This window comes from Streptomyces toyocaensis, assembly GCF_000725125.1.
Classification (GTDB): Bacteria; Actinomycetota; Actinomycetes; order Streptomycetales; family Streptomycetaceae; genus Streptomyces; species Streptomyces toyocaensis.
Genome location: NZ_JFCB01000004.1, coordinates 220009 through 238806, shown reverse-complemented (window position 1 = coordinate 238806; position 18798 = coordinate 220009). Strand labels below are relative to the sequence as shown.

The 18798-nt window shown below is 72.3% G+C and carries 16 protein-coding genes; 4 read left to right on the top strand and 12 right to left on the bottom strand.

The features are described 5' to 3' along the window. Positions 1-99 precede the first annotated feature (99 nt). From BU52_RS07770 to BU52_RS07760, 3 genes are all read right to left on the bottom strand, one after another. Entirely contained in the window at positions 100-2652 is a 2553-nt protein-coding gene (locus BU52_RS07770; protein WP_037930277.1) for a polynucleotide kinase-phosphatase, read from the bottom strand. Then, a complete protein-coding gene (locus tag BU52_RS07765; protein WP_037930273.1) occupies positions 2649-4112 on the bottom strand; it encodes a 3' terminal RNA ribose 2'-O-methyltransferase Hen1 in 1464 nt (487 codons plus the stop codon). The genes BU52_RS07770 and BU52_RS07765 overlap by 4 nt, the downstream gene beginning before the upstream one ends. Before the next feature lie 161 nt (positions 4113-4273). After that, complete coding sequence (locus BU52_RS07760) at positions 4274-5197, bottom strand: LLM class F420-dependent oxidoreductase (RefSeq protein ID WP_037930270.1); 924 nt, start codon at positions 5195-5197, stop codon at positions 4274-4276. A 383-nt stretch (positions 5198-5580) separates the two neighbouring features. Between BU52_RS07760 and BU52_RS36200 the strand changes: the two genes are divergently transcribed. Then, the gene (locus tag BU52_RS36200) at positions 5581-5718 is read left to right on the top strand and encodes a hypothetical protein (protein ID WP_167343503.1); all 138 of its coding nucleotides are present in this window, start codon (positions 5581-5583) and stop codon (positions 5716-5718) included. A gap of 27 nt (positions 5719-5745) precedes the next feature. Here the strand turns inward: BU52_RS36200 and BU52_RS07755 are convergent, their stop codons facing one another. From BU52_RS07755 to BU52_RS07740, 4 genes are all read right to left on the bottom strand, one after another. After that, positions 5746-6216 (bottom strand): DUF6099 family protein, encoded by a 471-nt coding sequence (locus tag BU52_RS07755; RefSeq protein WP_037930392.1) that lies wholly within the window; start codon positions 6214-6216, stop codon positions 5746-5748. Between the two features lie 182 nt (positions 6217-6398). Beyond that, on the bottom strand, positions 6399-6773 hold the full coding sequence (locus tag BU52_RS07750; RefSeq protein ID WP_051858015.1) for a nucleotide pyrophosphohydrolase: 375 nt from the start codon (positions 6771-6773) through the stop codon (positions 6399-6401). Beyond that, entirely contained in the window at positions 6766-7953 is a 1188-nt protein-coding gene (locus BU52_RS07745) for an AAA family ATPase (RefSeq protein ID WP_037930268.1), read from the bottom strand. The genes BU52_RS07750 and BU52_RS07745 overlap by 8 nt, the downstream gene beginning before the upstream one ends. 87 nt (positions 7954-8040) lie before the next feature. Further along, the gene (locus BU52_RS07740) at positions 8041-8436 is read right to left on the bottom strand and encodes a cell division protein SepF (protein WP_037930265.1); all 396 of its coding nucleotides are present in this window, start codon (positions 8434-8436) and stop codon (positions 8041-8043) included. A 298-nt stretch (positions 8437-8734) separates the two neighbouring features. Here BU52_RS07740 and BU52_RS07735 point away from each other — a divergent pair, with 298 nt between their 5' ends. Continuing rightward, entirely contained in the window at positions 8735-9325 is a 591-nt protein-coding gene (locus BU52_RS07735) for a YdeI/OmpD-associated family protein (protein WP_107061105.1), read from the top strand. Between the two features lie 22 nt (positions 9326-9347). Here the strand turns inward: BU52_RS07735 and BU52_RS07730 are convergent, their stop codons facing one another. The 4 genes from BU52_RS07730 to BU52_RS07715 form a co-directional block, all read right to left on the bottom strand. Further along, on the bottom strand, positions 9348-10838 hold the full coding sequence (locus tag BU52_RS07730) for a glycoside hydrolase family 3 protein (protein WP_037930259.1): 1491 nt from the start codon (positions 10836-10838) through the stop codon (positions 9348-9350). Positions 10839-10847: 9 nt separating this feature from the next. Then, the gene (locus tag BU52_RS07725; RefSeq protein WP_037930256.1) at positions 10848-11678 is read right to left on the bottom strand and encodes a carbohydrate ABC transporter permease; all 831 of its coding nucleotides are present in this window, start codon (positions 11676-11678) and stop codon (positions 10848-10850) included. After that, positions 11675-12661 carry a carbohydrate ABC transporter permease gene (locus BU52_RS07720; RefSeq protein WP_037930254.1) on the bottom strand — a complete coding sequence of 329 codons (987 nt, stop codon included), beginning with the start codon at positions 12659-12661 and terminating at the stop codon, positions 11675-11677. Before BU52_RS07720 ends, BU52_RS07725 begins: the two co-directional genes overlap by 4 nt. Before the next feature lie 86 nt (positions 12662-12747). Next, positions 12748-14025, bottom strand: a complete 1278-nt coding sequence (locus tag BU52_RS07715) for an extracellular solute-binding protein (RefSeq protein ID WP_037930250.1) — start codon at positions 14023-14025, stop codon at positions 12748-12750. Positions 14026-14396: 371 nt separating this feature from the next. Here BU52_RS07715 and BU52_RS07710 point away from each other — a divergent pair, with 371 nt between their 5' ends. Beyond that, positions 14397-15161, top strand: a complete 765-nt coding sequence (locus tag BU52_RS07710; protein ID WP_037930247.1) for a GntR family transcriptional regulator — start codon at positions 14397-14399, stop codon at positions 15159-15161. Between the two features lie 122 nt (positions 15162-15283). Here the strand turns inward: BU52_RS07710 and BU52_RS07705 are convergent, their stop codons facing one another. Beyond that, a complete protein-coding gene (locus BU52_RS07705) occupies positions 15284-16579 on the bottom strand; it encodes a cellulase family glycosylhydrolase (protein ID WP_037930244.1) in 1296 nt (431 codons plus the stop codon). A gap of 863 nt (positions 16580-17442) precedes the next feature. On the opposite strand from BU52_RS07705, the gene BU52_RS07695 reads away from it, so the two are divergent. Next, complete coding sequence (locus tag BU52_RS07695) at positions 17443-18399, top strand: ROK family protein (RefSeq protein WP_037930237.1); 957 nt, start codon at positions 17443-17445, stop codon at positions 18397-18399. Positions 18400-18798 lie beyond the last annotated feature (399 nt).

Sequence of the window (18798 nt, the reverse complement as noted above, 5' to 3'; positions counted from 1 at the left end):
TTAACCAGGGACGAATGAGGTCGGAACGACGCCTCCCGGCCAGGATCGCCCTCAAGGGTGACACTCCTGGCCGGAATCACTCCCTTCCTCGTCCCGCGGTCACAGGCGGGGATCGACCGGCTCCGACTCCAGCGCCAGTACGGCGAAGACCGGCTCGTGGACGCGCCACAGGGGCTCGCCCCCGGACAGGCGGTCCAGCGCCTCCAGGCCGAGCGCGTACTCGCGGACCGCGAGCGAGCGCTTGTGGTTCAGGAAGCGGCCGCGCAGACGGGCCAGGTTCTCCGGGCGGGTGTACTCGGGGCCGTAGACGATCCGCAGGTACTCGCGGCCCCGGCACTTGATGCCCGGCTGCACCAGGCGGCCCGACGGGTCGCGGACCAGGGCGCCGACCGGCTTGACGACCATGCCCTCGCCGCCGCGTCCGGTCATCTCCAGCCACCAGTCGACGCCGGCCCGCACCGACTCGGGGTCGGCGGTGTCGACGTAGAGGCGCCGGGTGGTCTGCAGCAGGCCGGTGGCGTCGTGCTCGACCATGCGGTCGATCAGGGCGAGCTGCTCGTCGTGGGGCAGGGCCGCGAGGCTGCGGCCCCGGACGGCCAGGAGCTGGAACGGAGCCAGGCGTACGCCGTCCAGGCCGTCGGTCGTCCAGCAGTACCGGCGGTACGCGTCGGTGAACGCCTGTGCGCCGTCCGCCCGTTCGCGCTGCCGGTCCAGCAGGTCCCGCACGTCGACGCCCCGGCCCGCGGCGCCCTCCAGCGCGGCCAGGGCGGCCGGGAGGACCGCGCCGGAGGCGGCGCCGACCGCGGCGTACTGGGACCGCAGCAGTCCGGACGCCTTCAGCGACCACGGCATCAGCTCGGCGTCCAGCAGCAGCCAGTCCGTGTCGAGTTCGTCCCACAGGCCGGCCTCGGTGACCGCCGTGCGCAGGCGGGCGAGTATCTCCTCCGTGACGGCGGCGTCGTCGAAGAACGGGCGGCCGGTGCGGGTGTAGAGGGAACCGGTGGGACCCTCCACGCCGAAGCGCCCGCGGGCCGCGTCGGCGTCCCGGCAGACCAGGGCGACGGCGCGGGAGCCCATGTGCTTCTCCTCGCACACGACCCGTGCGACGCCGTCCTGACGGTACTGGGCGAACGCCTCGACCGGGTGCTCCAGATAGCCCTCGACGTGCGAGGTCGCCGTCGGCGCCATGGTCGGCGGGAGGTACGGCAGCAGGCGGGGGTCGATCGCGAAGCGGCTCATGACCTCCAGGGCCGCGGCGGCGTTCTCCTCACGGACGGAGACGCGGCCCGCGTGCCGGGTCTCGACGACGCGGCGGCCGTGCACGTCCGCCAGGTCCAGCGGGCGCCCCTCGTGGCCACCGGGTGCCTCGGTGCGCAAGGGGCGGGCCGGCTCGTACCAGACCCGCTCGGCCGGTACGTCGACCAGTTCCCGCTCCGGCCAGCGCAGTGCGGTGAGCCTGCCACCGAACACCGCGCCGGTGTCCAGGCAGATGGTGTTGTTGAGCCAGGTGGCCTCCGGGACCGGGGTGTGGCCGTAGACGACCGCCGCCCGGCCCCGGTAGTCCTCGGCCCAGGGGTAGCGCACGGGCAGTCCGAACTCGTCGGTCTCGCCGGTGGTGTCGCCGTACAGGGCGTGGCTGCGGACCCGGCCGGAGGTGCGGCCGTGGTACTTCTCCGGCAGACCGGCGTGGCAGACCACGAGCCTGCCGCCGTCGAGGACGTAGTGGCTGACCAGGCCGTCGATGAACTGCCGTACCTCGGCGCGGAACTCCTCGCTCTCGCCCTCCATCTGCTCGATGGTCTCGGCGAGCCCGTGGGTGTGCCGGACGGTGCGGCCGCGCAGGTGGCGGCCGAACTTGTTCTCGTGGTTGCCGGGCACGCAGAGCGCGTCGCCCGACTTCACCATGGCCATCACGCGGCGCAGCACGCCGGGGCTGTCCGGGCCGCGGTCGACGAGGTCGCCGACGAAGACGGCGGTACGGCCCTCGGGGTGGGCGCCGTCGGCGTAGCCCAGCTTGCCCAGCAGTGCCTCCAGTTCGGCGGAGCAGCCGTGGATGTCACCGATGATGTCGAAGGGCCCGGTGAGGTGGGTGAGGTCGTTGAACCGCTTCTCGGTGACGACGGTGGCGTGCTCGATCTCCTCCACGCCGCGCAGCACGTGCACCTTGCGGAAGCCCTCGCGCTCCAGGTGGCGCAGTGAGCGGCGCAGTTCACGGATGTGGCGCTGGATGACCCGGCGCGGCATGTCGGCGCGGTCGGTGCGGACGGCGTTGCGCTCGGCGCACACCTGCTCGGGCACGTCGAGCACGATGGCGATGGGCAGCACGTCGTACCGCTTGGCCAGGTCGACGAGCTGCCGTCGGGCGTCCTGCTGGACGCTGGTGGCGTCGACGACGGTGCGGCGGCCGGCGGCGAGGCGCTTGCCGGCGATGTGGTGCAGCACGTCGAAGGCGTCGCGGGACGCGCTCTGATCGTTCTCGTCGTCGGCGACCAGGCCGCGGCAGAAGTCTGAGGAGATGACCTCGGTGGGCGTGAAGTGCCGGCGGGCGAAGGTGGACTTGCCCGAGCCGGACGCGCCGATGAGCACGACGAGGGAGAGGTCGGTGACGGGCAGGGCGCGGCCCCGCGCCGTGGTGGTGACCGGGCTGGTCATGCGGCCTTCGCCTCCTTCGGGGTCGCGGCCTGGAACACGGCCATCTGGGTGGGGGGTCCGACCTCGGGGTCGTCGGGTCCGACGGGCAGGAACTCCACGTCGTAGCCGTGCCGTTCGGCGACCTTGCCCGCCCAGTCGCGGAACTCCTCACGGGTCCACTCGAAGCGGTGGTCACCGTGCCGGACGTGGCCGGCCGGCAGGCTCTCCCAGCGCACGTTGTACTCGACGTTGGGGGTGGTCACGAGGACCGTCCGGGGGCGGGCGGCGCCGAACACCGCATACTCCAGGGCAGGCAGCCGGGGCGGGTCGAGGTGTTCGATCACCTCGCTGAGCACGGCGGCGTCGTAACCCCTGAGCCGCTTGTCGGTGTACGCGAGGGAGCCCTGGAAGAGCCGCACGCGCGCCGCCTGCCGCTCCCCCATGCGGTCGAGCTTCAGCCGCCGGGACGCGATGGTGAGCGCCCGCATCGACACGTCGACGCCGGCGATCTCGGTGAAGGACGGATCCCTGAGCAGTGCCTGAACCAACTGCCCCTGGCCGCAGCCGAGGTCGAGCACCCGGGCGGCGCCGGAGGCGCGCAGCGCGGTGAGGATCGCGTCCCGCCGCTGCACGGCGAGCGGGGTGGGCCTCTCCTCCTGCTCGGTCTCCGCCGCGACCGCGTTGTCGATGTCCTCGACCTCGCTGTCGTCGGCCTCGGCGAGCCGGACCAGCTCCAGCCGCTCCATGGCCTGCCGGGTCAGCGACCAGCGGCGGGAGAGGTACCGGCTGGTGATGAGCTTCTGCTCGGGGTGTGCGGGCAGCCAGCCCTCGCCGGCCCGCAGCAGCTTGTCGACCTCGTCGGAGGAGACCCAGTAGTGCTTGGCGTCGTCGAGGACGGGGAGCAGCACGTAGAGGTGGCGCAGTGCCTGGGCAAGGGTGAGCGTGTCCGCGTCCAGGGCCAGGCGTATGTAGCGCGAGTCGCCCCACTGCGGGAACTCGGTGTCCAGCGGGACGGGTTCGGCGGTGACCGTCCAGCCGAGCGGTTCGAAGAGCCGGCGGACGAGTCCGGGGCCGCCGCGCGCGGGCAGCGCGGGCACCTCGATGCGCAGCGGGCGCGGCCGGTCCGGGAGCTCCGGACGGGCGTGGCACACGCCGCGCATCGCGCTGGAGAAGACACCGCTCAGCGCGACGGCGAGCAGGGAGGAGGCCGCGTACGGGCGGTCGTTGACGTACTGCGCGAGGGCGGCGTCGGGAGCACCGCCGCGGCCCCTGCCCTTGCCGCGCCTGACCAGTGCCACCGCGTCCACCTCCAGCAGCAGCGCCGCCGTGCAGCGCTCGGCGCCGGCCTCGGGGTACAGGACGTGTGCCGTGCCGTAGGACGTGGAGAACGCCTGCGCCCTCCCGGGATGCTTGTGCAGCAGGAATCCGAGGTCGGTCGCCGGGTGCTCGGCACAGCCGGTGGTACTGATCGTCAGGAACACGGTGGCGACACCTCGAAACACCTGGTCAACTGCGGGTGCGCACCGGGACCCCGGCGCGTCCGGTCAACGTACAGGGAAGGGGCTCTGGGGTTCCCGGGAATTTCGGGGTGCCGGCGGCGGGGAGCCGCCCCGGCGGGAGGCGGGCCCCCGCCGGGCGCGCGTCACCGCAGCTGGGACTGGACCTGGGAGGAGATCAGCTCCAGGTGGTCGAGATCGGAGAGGTCGAGGAACTGGAGGTAGATGCGGCGGGAGCCGGTCGAGGCGTAGCGGCCGATCTTGTCGACGACCTCGGCCGGGGAGCCCGCCAGGCCGTTGGCCCTGAGTTCGTCGACCTCGCGGCCGATCGCGGCGGCGCGGCGGGCGACCTCCTGGTCGTCCTTGCCCACGCAGACGACGAGGGCGTTGGAGTAGACGAGGTCGTCCGGGTCGCGGCCGGCCTCCTGTGCGGCGTCGCGGACCCGCCCGAACTGGCGCGCGGTGTCCTCGACCGAGGCGAAGGGCATGTTGAACTCGTCCGCGTACCGGGCCGCCAGGCGCGGGGTGCGGGTCTTGCCGTGGCCGCCGATCAGCACCGGCACCTTGGCCTGGGCGGGCTTGGGGAGGGCGGGGGACCTGGTGAGGTCGTAGTGGGTGCCGTGGTGGTCGAAGGTCTTGCCGGGCTCGGTGGCCCACAGGCCGGTGACGATCTCCAGCTGTTCCTCGAGGCGGGCGAACTTCTCCTTCGGGAAGGGGATGCCGTAGGCCTTGTGCTCCTCCTCGAACCAGCCCGCGCCGAGGCCCAGTTCGATGCGGCCGCCGGACATCTGGTCGACCTGGGCGACCTGGATGGCGAGCACGCCGGGGAGGCGGAAGGTGCCGGCGGTCATCAGGGTGCCCAGCCGGATGCGCCGGGTCTCACGGGCGAGGCCGGCGAGGGTGATCCAGGCGTCGGTGGGGCCGGGCAGGCCGTCCGCGGAGCCCATGCTGAGGTAGTGGTCGGAGCGGAAGAAGGCGTCGAAGCCGAGGTCCTCGGTGGCCTTGGCGACGGTGAGCAAGGTGTCGTAGGTGGCCCCCTGCTGGGGCTCGGTGAAGATGCGGAGATCCATGGTTCCATCCTGCACGCTCCCGGTCCGGGGCGGCCCGGCCCGCCCTTCCGGCGTGCCACGGGCCACGGTCGGGTGGCATCGGCCGGGGGCCGGGGTGCGGTGTGACCGGTCCCCGGTGAGGACCGTTGGCTCGGGCGGAGCCGGAGTGCCCGGCTCCCGCGCCGGCCGGTGTGGGCCGGGGTGTCACCGTGTCGGCCCCGGGTCTCGTCGTCGCCTTCCCGCCTTCCCGCCGTCCGGCCGCCCGGCGGGCGGCCGGCGCGGGGTGAGGGCGGCGCTCAGGGGCCACGGGCCGGGGAGGCCGTCGTGTCGCAGGAGAACTGCCGCAGCGGGATGGGGTGGCCGAGGGGCCGCAGAGAGGGCTGTTGCGGCGGACGGAGGGGCCGATGGCGGCGCTGACGGCGGACCTGGCGGCGCTGGGCACGGGTCTGCGGGCGGCGGGGCCGGGGCGGGGTGACGGAGCCGACGGTACGGGTGCGGCGCCGGGCGGTGCCGGTGCCGTGGCGGAGAGCGCGGGTCGCTGAACCCGCGGCGCGGGGTGGCCGGTGAGGTCATCCGGCCTCCCGCTCGGTCAGGACCTCGTCGCGGTCCGCCAGTCTGCGGAGCATCTCCAGGACCCGGTCCCGGGACTCGTCCGCCGCGTCGATGGCCTCCATGCACTGCCAGTACGTGGCCTCGTCGTCCGCGGAGCAGGCGATGCCCACCAGGGCGATGCCGACCTCGCCGAGCAGGCCGCCGAGGCACATCAGCGACTGCCGGGCCTCGCCCACTTCGGTGAGCTGGGCCGCGCGCAGCTCGCCCGGTGCGAGCCGCGGGATGCCCAGTACCCCGCAGCCGCGGGCCGCGAGCTCGGTCAGCCCCACTGCCTCGCCGCGCAGTTCGGGTGGTCCCGCGACCGCGAGCCTGCTGCCTATCGCCTGCGCCAGGGCCTGCGCCTGCCAGACCTCGGTCAGCCGCTCCGGTACGCCCCTGCTCGCGGCCAGGGCCCTTCCGCTCGCCACGATGAGCCGCACAGCGTCCATGCGCTGCCCCCGTCTGTCCGACGCGCTGCCCACGCGTCCGCATCCGTTGAACTCTTCTGTTCACTACCCAGAGTGAGTGGACGTGAGACAAAAAGCCAGAGGAAGACCGAAATCTGTGGACAACAGGCCGACCGGGGTCGGGTTTTCGACCACGGAGAGTGAAAGTGGAGCCGCACGCTCCTTTACGGGGATCCGTGGTCCGGCCTCCCCGCAGGGAACCTGTGCTCGTTCCGGTCGATCTTGGCGGCGAGCGCACCGAGCGGGTCGACTCCGAGGACCTCGCACAGCTGAAGGAGATAGGCGAGGACGTCGGCGACCTCGTCGGTGACGCGGTGCGCGGTGTCCGGGTCGTCCATGACGCGGGCGGACTCCTCGGGCGTCAGCCACTGGAAGATCTCGAGGAGTTCGGAGGACTCCACGCTGAGCGCGGCGGCGAGGTTCTTCGGGGTGTGGTACGGCTGCCAGTCGCGCGCGGCGGCGAAGTCGGCGAGCCGGCGCTGCAGTCCGGCGAGGTCGAGTGGGCGGCGCGGGGTCGCGTCGTCGTACGGATCAGTCACGGTCCAGGTGTACCACCGTCACTCCGGGCACTCCCGCGGCCCAGGAGGCGTCGCTCACCGCGCCGGCCAGGCGGATGTGTCCGCGCTCGCACATCCGCGCCGCGAGGTGGAGCAGTTCCGTGCGCTGTCCGGGGTCCAGGGACCGTTCCAGGCCGTCGGCGAGGACGGTGAGGGTGCGCAGCGCGGCCGGGACCTCGCCGGGCACGTCGGTCTCCAGCACGCCGGGGCCGGTGAGCAGCACCAGCGCGAGGGCCGTGTACCGCAGCTCGCCGTCGCCGAGCAGCCGCAATTCGGTGCGGGTGCCGTCGCCCCGGTCGAGCAGGGCGCGGACCAGGCGGCCGGCGTCGTACGGCTCGGCGAGCAGGTCGGTGACCGGCCCGGCGCATCCGGCGCGCACCGCCTCGACGAGGAGCGCGTGCCGCCGACCGCACTCGGCGCGGGTGCGCCACAGCACGTCGGCGAGGTTGCCGCAGCCGCCGAGCAGCCGGCCGGACCCGGCCGGCACCGGCTCGCGCATCCGGTCGGGACGGGGGTCGCAGGGGAAGACGGAGCGCAGCGCGACCACCATCTGCTCGGCGGCGGCGAGCACCCTGCGCTGCCCCGGCGTCTTGCCGGCGACGCGCAGCGGCAGCAGCGCGGTGCCGAGCCGGTCGTCCGGCAGCGGGGCGCGGGTCACGGGGGCCGCCCCGGCCGTGTGCCAGGCGGCCTGCACCGCGCGGCGGCGCGGATCGCGCAGCGCGGTCTCCAGCAGGACCTGCCCGTCGGCCGTCAGCCGCTCCCCCACGATCCGCAGCTCGGGCTCCACCTGGACGGCGACCTCCAGCCGGACCGGTCCCCCGGGACCGTCCGCGGTACAGCCGATGCGGAATCCGCGGCGCTGCTGGGCGTCGGCACGGGCCCGCTCCGGCACACAGGCGCCGGGCTCGGGGAAGGCCTCCCCCAGTTCGGCACCGCCACCGAGCCGGGCGAGCGCCTCGTACGCCCGCAACGCACTGGTCTTCCCGCTCCCGCTGGGCCCGGCGATCAGCGTGAGCGGCCCGAGGGGGAGCCCGGCGCCACGGTGTCCGGCGAACGCGGACAGCAGCAGCTCGGTGACCCGGGGCAGCCCCGGGCGGCCGCTGTGCGCAGGAGCCGCGGGGGCCGGGGTGGTGTCCGGGCGGGGAAGAGGAGGTGAGGTCATGAGCGGGACGCTAGGCGCCCGCGGCGGGGCGAACCGTTCCGCTTGACCGGGCTTCCTACGAACGGGCGACGCGGCCGGCCCGGCCGCTCACGCCCCCGGGACCCCCATCCCCTCCATCAGCCCCGTGACCTCCGTACCGGACGGCGTCAGCAGGAAGACGTTGCGGTCGACCCGGTGCATCGAGCTGGCCAGGCCGAACACGACACCCGTGCTGAAGTCCAGGACGCGCTTGGCGACATCGGGCTCCGCCCCCGTCAGGTCCAGCAGCACGGGTATGCCGGACATCAGCGTCTCGGCGACGTCGCGGGCGTCCGCGAACACGTTCACGCGCAGGACGACGAAGCGGCGCCGTGCCTCCGTCTCGGCCTCGGGCAGGGCACGGTGGCCCACCGCGGACGGCCACGCGTCGCGGCCCCGCAACGGAACGACCTGAGCGAGCCCCTCCCACTGTTCGTCGGTGACATCGTGGCTGCTCACCGGCATGCTCCGTCCCCTGTCGCACTGGCTGTCTGCATCGGGCAATTCTTACTCATGGTCACCCGTTCGGCCCAATAACGACACGCTCCGCCATCGTGGCACACGCCCCGGCGGGCGCGTCCCCGGCACCTCGGGCGGCCTGTTCGCCGGACGCCTGCAACTTCCGGCAGGCGTCGGCCGGCGCCGCCGTGACGCGTACGGCGAAGGCGGCCGGTCCCGGGGCCGGGCCGGCCGTCGCGTCGCCCGACTGCCGTGCGGGGCCCGCGCGTTGACCGGGGTCGCTCCGACCGGTTGCATGGGGCCCATGGCTGGTGAAGCGGACGGTGTGGCGGGGCCGGTGCGCGCCTTCGGGACGCAGGCGGACTGGGAGGAGTGGCTGGCGGGGCATCACGGCGACGCCGGCGGAGTGTGGGTGAAGATTCCGCGGAAGGGATCCGGGGCCGCCGGGATCGACTACGCCACCGCGCTGGAGTCCGCGCTGTGCTACGGCTGGATCGACGGGCACAAGAAGGGGCTGGACGACACGTACTGGCTCCAGCGTTTCACTCCCCGGCGGCCGCGCAGCCGGTGGTCGGCGGTCAACCGGCAGAAGGCCCTGGACCTCATCGGGCAGGGGCGGATGCGGCCGCCCGGCCTGCGCGAGGTGGAGAGGGCGCGGGCGGACGGCCGCTGGGAGGCCGCGTACGCGAGCCCGAGGACGGCCGTCGTCCCCGACGATCTGCGGGCCGCGCTGGACGCGGCACCCGGCGCCCGCGACTTCTTCGCGACCCTCGACAGCCGCAACCGCTATGCGATCCTGCACCGGATCGAGGAGGCGAAGCGGCCGCAGACCCGGGCGGCACGCATCGAGAAATTCGTCGCCATGCTCGCCGAGGGGAAGACGCTCCACCCCTGACCGCGGGGCCGGGCGGCGGGTCTCAGCCCGCGACGACCGCCTCCGCGGCCGCCACGCCGCACACGCGTGCCGCGCCGTGGGTGACGATGTGCAGGGCACCGCGCGGCGCGGACTGCGGTACGCCCATCTCCACGACAACGGTGTCCGGATCGGCGGCGAGCAGGGTGTCCACGGCCGTGCGCATCCACGGGTGCCGGTGCTCGTCGCGGACCACGGCGACCACGCGCCGCCCGGCCGCCGCCTCCAGCGCCCGGTCACCGGCCCCGGGGCCCGTGAAGCTGCCGGTGGCCGTGCCCGGCAGCAGCCGCTCCAGCTCCGCGCCCACGCCCCACGGGGTCTCGTCGCCCACGGCGATGTTCGGAACCGGGTTGAAGGTGGCCACGTAGAGCGGTCCGGTGACCGGCGCGGCGGTACCGGCGCGGGTGACGGTCACCGCGCGGCGGGCCGCCGTGAGGCCTATCTCCGGCTCGGGGGCGGCCGTCGCGGCCGGGGAGCGCCGTACGCCCGCGGTCCATTCGGCCAGCGCGCGGACCCGGGCGGCGGCGTCGGCGAGCCGCTCCTCCGGCAGTGCGCCGGAGCGCACGGCGCCCACCAGCGCGTCCTGGAGGCTCTGCACCGTGCCCTCGTCGCACAGCCCGCCGCCCACGCAGATCGCGTCGGCGCCGGCGGCGATGGCGAGGACGACCCCCTGCTGCAGTCCGTACGTGCCGGAGATGGCGCGCATCTCCATGCCGTCGGTGACGATCAGGCCCTCGTAGCCGAGCTCGCCGCGCAGCAGGTCGGTGAGGATGCGCCGGGAGAGCGTGGCCGGGTGGTCCGGGTCGAGGACCGGCACCCGGATGTGCGCGGTCATGACGGCGCGGGTGCCGGCCGCGATCGCCGCGCGGAACGGCTGGAGCTCACGCTCGTGCAGCGTCGTGGCGTCGAGGTCGATGTGCGGGAGCGCGAGGTGGGAGTCGACGCTGGTGTCGCCGTGGCCGGGGAAGTGCTTGGTGCAGGCGGCGACGCCGGTGGACTGCAGGCCCTCGACGTAGGCGGCGGTGTGCCGGGCCACCAGGCCGGCGTCCCGCCCGAAGGAGCGCACGCCGATCACCGGGTTGTCGGGGTTGGCGTTGACGTCGGCCGAGGGGGCCCAGTTGAAGTTGATCCCGCACTCGGCGAGCCTGCGGCCCAGTTCGCGGGCGACGTCCCGGGTCAGGCCGGTGTCGTCGACGGCGCCGAGGGCCAGGCCGCCGGGGAAGGAGGAACCGGTGCGGACCTCAAGGCGGGTGACGTCGCCGCTCTCCTCGTCGATGGCCACCAGCAGGTCGTCCCGCTCCGACCGCAGCTGCGCGGTGAGAGCGGCGACCTGCTCGGGGGCGGTGACGTTGCGGCCGAAGAGGCCGACGGAGGCGAGGCCCTCGCTCACCCGGCGGCGCACCCAGTCGGGCGCGGTGGTGCCGTCGAAGCCGGGTTGCAGCACGGCGAGCGCGTCCCTGGTGAGGGTGTCGGTGCCGGTGGTGAATGTCGTCATCGGGTCGCGTTATCCCTTCACGGCGCCCGCGGTGAGGCCGCTGACGGCCCTGCGCTGCAGGAAGACGAAGAGGATCAGGATGGGGACGGCGAACAGGGACGAGGCGGCCATGGTCGCGCCCCAGTCGTTGCCGAACTGGGTCTGGAAGCTGGAGAGCCACAGGGGCAGGGTCTGCGCCCCGGCGTCCTTGTTGAGCACCAGGACGAGCGGGAACTCGTTCCAGGCGGTGATGAAGCCGAACATCGAGGTGGACATCAGGCCCGGCGCGAGCAGCGGCAGGATGACCCGGCGGAACGCCTGGGCGCGGGTGCAGCCGTCGACCATCGCCGACTCCTCCAGCTCCTTCGGCACGGCGGCGACGAAGCCGCGCAGCGTCAGGACGGTGAAGGGCAGGATCATCATCATGTAGAAGGCCGTGAGGGGCACCAGGCTGTTCAGCATCGAGGCGTCCCGCACGATCATGTAGATCGCGATGACCATCACCTCCCACGGCGCCATCTGGGCGAGCATGAAGCCGATGACGAAGCCGCGCCGGCCCCTGAACCGCATGCGGGCCAGGGCGAAGGAGCCGGCCAGCGCGATGATCAGGGAGAAGACGACCGCCAGGACGGTGACGGTCAGCGAGTTGCGGACGTACGTCCAGAAGTGGTCGGCGTCGGTCGCCGTCCCGAAGTGCTCGAACGTGACCTCGGTCGGGAACCAGACGGGGGTCTCCGAGATGATGTCGCCGGTCGGTTTGAACGCCGTGGCGAACATCCAGTACACGGGGAAGACGAAGACGACGAACAGGACGGCGGCCGTGACGTTGGGCCACAGGCGGCCGAAGAGCGAGCGATTCACAGCTCGTCCTCCTCTTGCTTGAGCACGATCCTGAGGTAGTAGGCGGTCAGGCCGAGCATGATCAGGACGGTCAGTACGGCGATCGCCGCGCCCATGCCGTAGTGCTGGTTGCCGACGCCCTCGATGTAGGCGTAGACGGGCAGGATCTCGGTGAGCCGGTCGGGGCCGCCGCCGTTGAAGGTGAAGACCTGGACGAACGCCTTGAAGATCCAGATGATCTCCAGGAACGTCGTGGCGTACAGGAACGGCCGCAGGACCGGCAGGGTGACCGTGGTGAAGCTCCGCCAGGCGCCGGCGCCGTCGAGGGAGGCGGCCTCGTACAGTTCGCCGGGGATGGTGGTGGTCGCCGCGTAGAGGTTGATCGCGACGAACGGGATGGACATCCAGACGATCAGCAGGGTGACGACGAAGAACGTCGACATCTGGCTGCTGGTCCAGCTGTAGTCGGCCATGGAGTGCCAGCCGAGCTTGTCCAGGACCCAGTTGACGACGCCGAAGCGCTGGGCGAACAGCCACTGGTAGACGGTGGTGGCGGCCACCACGGGCATGGCCCAGGCCAGCACCAGGCCGATCAGCAGGGTGAGCCGCATGCGCTTGCCGAGGCGGGCGAGCAGCAGCCCGGTCAGCGCGCCGAGGACCATGGTCAGGGCGACGTTCACCGCCGTGAACAGGATGGAGCGGAGGGTGACCCGCCAGAAGTCCTCGCCGGTGAGGACCTCCTTGTAGTTGTCGACGCCGTTCCACTCGGTGACGTGCTGGATCAGCTGCGCCATGTTGAGGTTCTGGAACGACAGCAGCACGTCCTTCAGCAGCGGCCAGCCGAGCAGCAGCACGGTGGCCGCGCAGGCGGGCAGCAGCAACAGGTACGGGGCGAGCGCGCCGGCGCGTGACGCGGCTCGCGGTGTGGGCCCGCCGGATCCCCCGTCGTCCGTCCTGCGGACGTCCGCCGGGCCGGAGGGCGGCCGTTCGGTCTGCACGGTCATGCTCGCGATCTCTCTTCTCGGCGTGCTCAACGCGGGGCGGGGGCCGTCGTCGGTCGGCCCCCGCTCCGGTCGGAGCGCGTGCGCTACTACTGCTGCTGCGCCAGGCGCTTGTTGAACTCGCCCTCGACCTGCTTCGCGGCGTCGGCCGGGGACTTGCCGTTCAGCACGGCGGTCAGGTACGTCTTGATCGGGTTGGGCGCGTTCTCGACCGCGGCCCACTCGGGGATCAGCGGCGTGGTGCCGCCGACGGCGGCGGCCGGCGCGGCGGCCTCGGCGGGGGCGTTGCCCTCGAGGTTGCTCTGCAGCGACTCCTTGTTGGGGATGACGCCGTTGAGCTTGGCGAGCTGGCCCTCGAACCGGTCGGACAGCGCGATCTTCAGGAACTCCTTGGCGAGCTCCTGCTTCTTGCTGCCCGCGGCGACCGCGAGGTTGGAGCCGCCCAGGAAGACGCCCTCGGGCTTGTCGGCGGTCTCACCCGGGATGGTGAAGTAGCCGATCTCCTTCTCGATCTTCGGGTTGGCCTTCGTCGCGATGCCGGCTTCCCAGCCCATGCCGATGAACGCGCCGGTCCTGCCCTTGGCGAAGACCTCGCCCTGCTGCGGGGTGGCCTCGTCCTTGTCCTTGGGCGCCTTGGACAGCGCCTGGAACTTCTTGTAGGTCTCCGCGGCGGCGGCGACCTTGGGGTCGTCCAGGTTGGAGACGTACTTGTCGCCGTCCTTCTTGACCAGCTCGCCGCCCTCGCCGATCACCAGGCCGACGAAGTGGTACCAGTTCTGGCCGGGCAGGTAGATCGGCTCGGCGTCGGTCTTGTCACCGATCGTCTTGAGCGCGTCGTAGAACTCGTCGCGGGTCTTCGGCGTGTCCTTGAGGCCGGCGTCCGCCCAGACCTTCTTGTTGTAGAGGACGACGCGGTTGGCGAAGTACCAGGGCACCGCGTACTGCTTGCCCTCGAAGACGGACGACTCGTTGAGCGACTCGGTCCACTCGCCGCCGATCTCGGACTTGAGGTCGGCGAGGTCGGCCAGGCCGCCGGTCTTGGCGTAGGCCGGGGTCTGGGTGTTGCCGATCTCGAAGACGTCCGGCGGGTTCTCCTCGGACAGGGCGGTGGTCAGCTTCTGCTGGATGCCGTTCCACTGCTGGACCTCGAAGGTGACCTTCGCCTTGGTCTTCTTCTCGAACTCGGCGGCGAGGTCCTTCTGCCACTGGTCCGGCGACGAGCCGTCCATCACCCACACGGTGAGCGTCTCGCCGGCGTAACCGTCCGCGCCGGCCTTCTTGCCGCCGTCACCGTCGTCGCCGCCGCACGCGGCGACGGAGAACAACATGCCCGCGACCCCGATCGCGGCTATCAGCTTGCGCTTCACGCGCCACCCCTCCTCAGGAATGCCTTGCACACCCACGCCCTCGGCGGTGACCCTCACAACGGCGCAACAGCTCGGCGGGCTGGGACCCGGCTTCCTCTAAATGGTTTAGACCAGCAAGGGGAGCTTGGCCTAGACCTATGGCTCTGTCAAGAGTCGTGAACGCACGCCCGGATAACGGCTCGGACACCTCCGCGGGGACGCAGAACTCCACCCAAAGGTGGGCGGGTCGACTGTTGGACTAGACCAACGAGAGAACTCACGGTTATAACGGGATCGCCGAGCGTGCGGCGCCGAACCCGGCCGTCCGCCGACGTGCACCGCGGCCGGCCCCTGCCGTCCGCGCGCCGGACACCGCAGCCGGAAGGCAGGTCATGAGCACGGACGTCAGCAGCGCCCAGGCCGACACGGGGGCGCCGGGCCGTACCGGTCGCGTCCCGAAGTACTACCGCATCAAGCAGCGGTTACTGCAGATGACCGACGAGCGCGCACCGGGCTCCCCGATGCCCGCCGAGCGCCTGCTCGCCGTCGAGTTCCGCACCTCCCGCACCACGGTGCGCAAGGCCCTGCAGGAGCTGGTGGGAGAGGGCAGACTCGACCGCATCCAGGGCAAGGGGACGTTCGTCGCCCGCCCGAAGGTGTACCGGACCCTCCAGCTCACCTCGTACACCGAGGACATGCGGGCCCAGGGACTCAAGCCGGCCTCGCGGGTCCTGGACATCGGCTACGTCCCCGCCGACGCCGAACTGGCGGCCCTGCTCGAGACGGAACCCGGGGACAGGGTGCTGCGCGTCGAACGGCTGCGACTGGCCGGCGGCGAGCCGATGGCGATCGAGGCGACCCACCTGTCCGCCCGGCGCTTCCCCCACCTGCGCCGCAACCTGTCGCGCTACACCTCGCTCTACACCACCCTCGCCGAGGTGTACGGCGTCCGGCCGGCGGAGGCCGACGAGACGATCGAGACCTCCCCGGCGACACCGCGCGAGGCCGGACTGCTCGGCACGGACGTGGGCCTGCCGATGCTGCTGCTGTCCCGCCACTCGCGCGACGAGACGGGGACGCCGGTGGAGTGGGTCCGCTCGGTGTACCGCGGCTCGCGCTACAGGTTCACCGCGACCCTGACGCGCCCGAGGCCCTGACCGGGGCGGTTCGCCGGCGTCACCCGTCATGTGGTGCCGGGTGGACCGTGGACGGGTGTCGGCCGCGCGCGGCCGCGGGCGCGGCACCGGCCCTCGGAGCGAAGCCGGTGCCGCGTCCGGCCTCAGTGGTCGGCGGAGCTGCCGCGGACGACACAGGATTGGTTGTTCTCCCAGCCCCAGCCGTCACCGTCCGGATCCGAGGAACCGCCGTTCACACAGTACGGATAGCCGTTCGGGGCCGTACCACCGCCACTGGATCCCGTGTCCGCCGAGCTGCCGCGGACGACACAGGATTGGTTGTTCTCCCAGCCCCAGCCGTCACCGTCCGGATCCGAGGAACCGCCGTTCACACAGTACGGATAGCCGTTCGGGGCCGTACCGCCGTCGCCGCCGCCGTCGCCGGATCCGTAGACGGTGGCCCGCTTCGAGGTGGCCGCGATGCCGTTGCTTCCGTTGAAGAAGCGGTTGCCCCAGTTGGTGAGGGAGCCGGGGTCGAAGCCGTTGACCATGTCGAGGTACTCGACACCGCTTCCGTTGCCGCTCCAGGACCAGCCCAGGTAGCCGATCCGCAGGGACTGGGCAGTCGCCATGATGGCGTCCTCGTCCGGGTTGCCGTCACTGTGCTGGTCACCGAACTCGCCCACGACGAGGGGCAGTCCGTTGTTGACGAAGTGGTTCAGGTAGTCCTGGACCTCGGCGGCGGTGTCGTAGACGCCGTACATGTGGATCGAGAAGATGGTGTTGCGGTCGGGGTCGGAGGCGAAGACCGAGGCGGCGTTGTTCCGCATGGTGTGCGACCAGTCCTGGCCCCAGTTGGGGGCGTCGACCATCAGGGCGTGCCGGAGGCCGGCGTTGCGGAGCTTGCCGATCGCGCTCTTGGTGGCGTCGGTCCAGGCGGCGTAGTTGCTGTTGCCGAAGGGCTCGTTGCCGATGTTGACGACGACGTAGTCCTCCTGGCCCTCCAGCGCGCTCTTCACACCGATCCAGTAGTCCGCCGCCTGGTCCAGGGTCGCCGCGGCGCCGTCCTCGCCGTAACCGGTGGTGTCGTGGACCTCCAGGACACAGATGACCTTGTTCGCCTTGCACTGGCCGATGATCGTGGAGACCTGGGACGCACTCGTCTCGGTCCAGCGGTCGCCGCTGCCGAGGACGACGCGGACGGTGTTGGCGCCCTTGGCCGCGATGTCGGCGATGGAGGTGGTCTGTTGCGGGTACCAGGCGTAGGCGTGGTTGGCACCGCGCATCACGAACTCGTTGCCGTTGGCCTCGTGCACACGTCCGTTGTGGACCCGGATGCCGGCGGGGGCGGCCTCGGCGTCACCGACGGAGGGGCCCAGGACCGAGGCCAGCAGGCCGAGAGCGGCGGCGAACGCCGTGCCCGCGACGGTGCGCAGCAGACGTCTGGGTTGCTTTGCCATGTTGCTCCTCAAGTGGTGGGGACACGACGACACCTTCCGTCTGGCGCCTTCCAGGGCTACTCGACAACGTTGTCCGAGCGGGAATCCGAGCCGGTACGGCGGTTGACGGGGTGACGGCGGCACCGGCTCCGCGGCACGGACCGGGAAGGGGCCGCCGTTCCCTATGAGACCACTCAATGTTTCGGTCATGTCAATAGAAGGGACAACACTCTTGATGCCGAGGGGCGACTCGCGAGGCCGTTTGACTAAACCGGTCGCTAAACCATGTTCATTTCCGCTCTGCCTGTTGCCCAGCAGGGTTTCGGGGCCTATCTTCCTGCCGGACCAACGATGCAGAACGACAGTTGACTAGTTTTGCTATACCGGTTTATTTGCGGATACCGTATGTCCCGTGCATCTCCTCCGACTGCGCGAGGTGGTCGCGGCCGCTCCGGAACGCGAGCTCGGCACCACGTGCGCGCGGGAGTTCGCCCTGTACGGGACCGAACTCGGCGGCCCGCCGGAGCTCCTCGCGCCGTCCTCGGGTCCCCGCATCGTGCTGTGCCTGGACGGCTCGGCGCTGCTGCGTGGCCCGGAAGGCCACGAGCTGTCACTGGGGCCCGGCGCGTCGTGCTTCCTGTCCGGCTCCGACCAGGACGTCATGGCACAGGGCGACGGAACGCTGTCCGTGGCCGGCACCGGCGTCGCCCGCAAGCAACCGACTCCTCACGCCCCGGCCCGCACGGACGGGCCCGCAGGAGGGGGAACCCGGGTACGGATTCGTCTGGAAGCAAAGGAAGACAACGTTGTCCCTCATCACTGCCGACCGGGCCGCACCTCAGGTGGGCCGCGCCCCGGCACCGACCGGAAGGAGGAGCCCACAGGTGTACGCCGCGCTGGACATCGGAGGCACGAAGATCGCGGGAGCCCTGATCGACGAGGAGGGATCCGTCATCCGGCGCGCCGAACTGCCCACACCCGCAGGCGAGTCGACCGCGCGGATGGCGGGGACGGTGGACGCGGTCATCGACGAGCTGGCCGCACACCCGGCCTGGGGCACGGTGTCCGGTCTGGGCATCGCCAGCGCCGGGCCCGTCGACACGGCGGCAGGCACCGTCAGCCCTGTGAACATACCGAGTTGGCGGGCGTTTCCCCTGGTGGACAGCGTACGTGCGCACCCGATGCTGTTCGACGGCATCGAGCCGGTGCTGCTGGGCGACGCCGTGGCGGTGGCGGCCGCCGAGCACTGGCTCGGCGCGGCCCGAGGGCTGGACAACGCCCTGTGCATGGTCGTCTCGACCGGGGTGGGCGGGGGGTTCGTACTGAACGGCCGGTTGCACCCCGGCCCTTCCGGCAACGCCGGGCACATCGGCCACATCTCCGTGGACCTGGACGGCCCGCCCTGTGCGTGCGGCGCCCGGGGCTGCGTCGAGGGGTACGCCAGCGGCACGGCGATCGCCCGCCACGCCGTGCAGTCGGGCTGGAGGCCACCGGCCGGTGCGGAGGCGACGGCCGCCGCCGTGGCCGCCGCGGCGCGTGCGGGGGACGAACGCGCACTGGCCTCCTACGACCGGTCGGCCAAGGCGCTGGCCGCCGCGATCGCCGGCAGTGCGACGCTGCTGGAGATCGAGGTGTGCGTGATCGGTGGTGGTGTCGCCCAGGCCGGTGACGTCCTGTTCAGTCCGCTGCGCCGTCATCTGAGGGCCTTCGCGGCCCTCGGCTTCACCCGCGGGCTGGAGGTACGTCCCGCCGCGCTGGCGCGGGACGCCGGGCTCGTCGGAGCGGCCGCCGCGGCACGCCTTCAGGCACACGCGGCCGGAGCCCCGGCCGTCACCGGCTGAGGAGGATCACCTCTTCCGGCACCCCCGGCCGGGGCCGTCGCTTCGCCCGGAGTGAGTCCTCGGCCGGGGAACGCGACTCGGGACGCCGTCCGGACCGGGCAGGCTCCAGGGAGCCGCGTCGCGCGGCTGCGCCGAGCGGGGGCGGTGGAGCCCCGCGCAGGGGCGCCTCCTCCGCCCGAGCGGAGCGCGTGCGGCGGAGCCGCGTGCCGGCCCGGCACGATCCGGACGACACCCCGGGACCCGTTGCCGTCGGTCCCGCGTCCGCACGCGCCCACCGCAGTGCCGTACACCCGCACGGCCACGACGGCGTCCCTGCCGGGGCACCGTCGCCCTCCGCCGGGTCCCCTGGCCGGTCCGCGCGGAAGCGACATGCGCGGGCGAACGCAAGGGGCGCGGCTC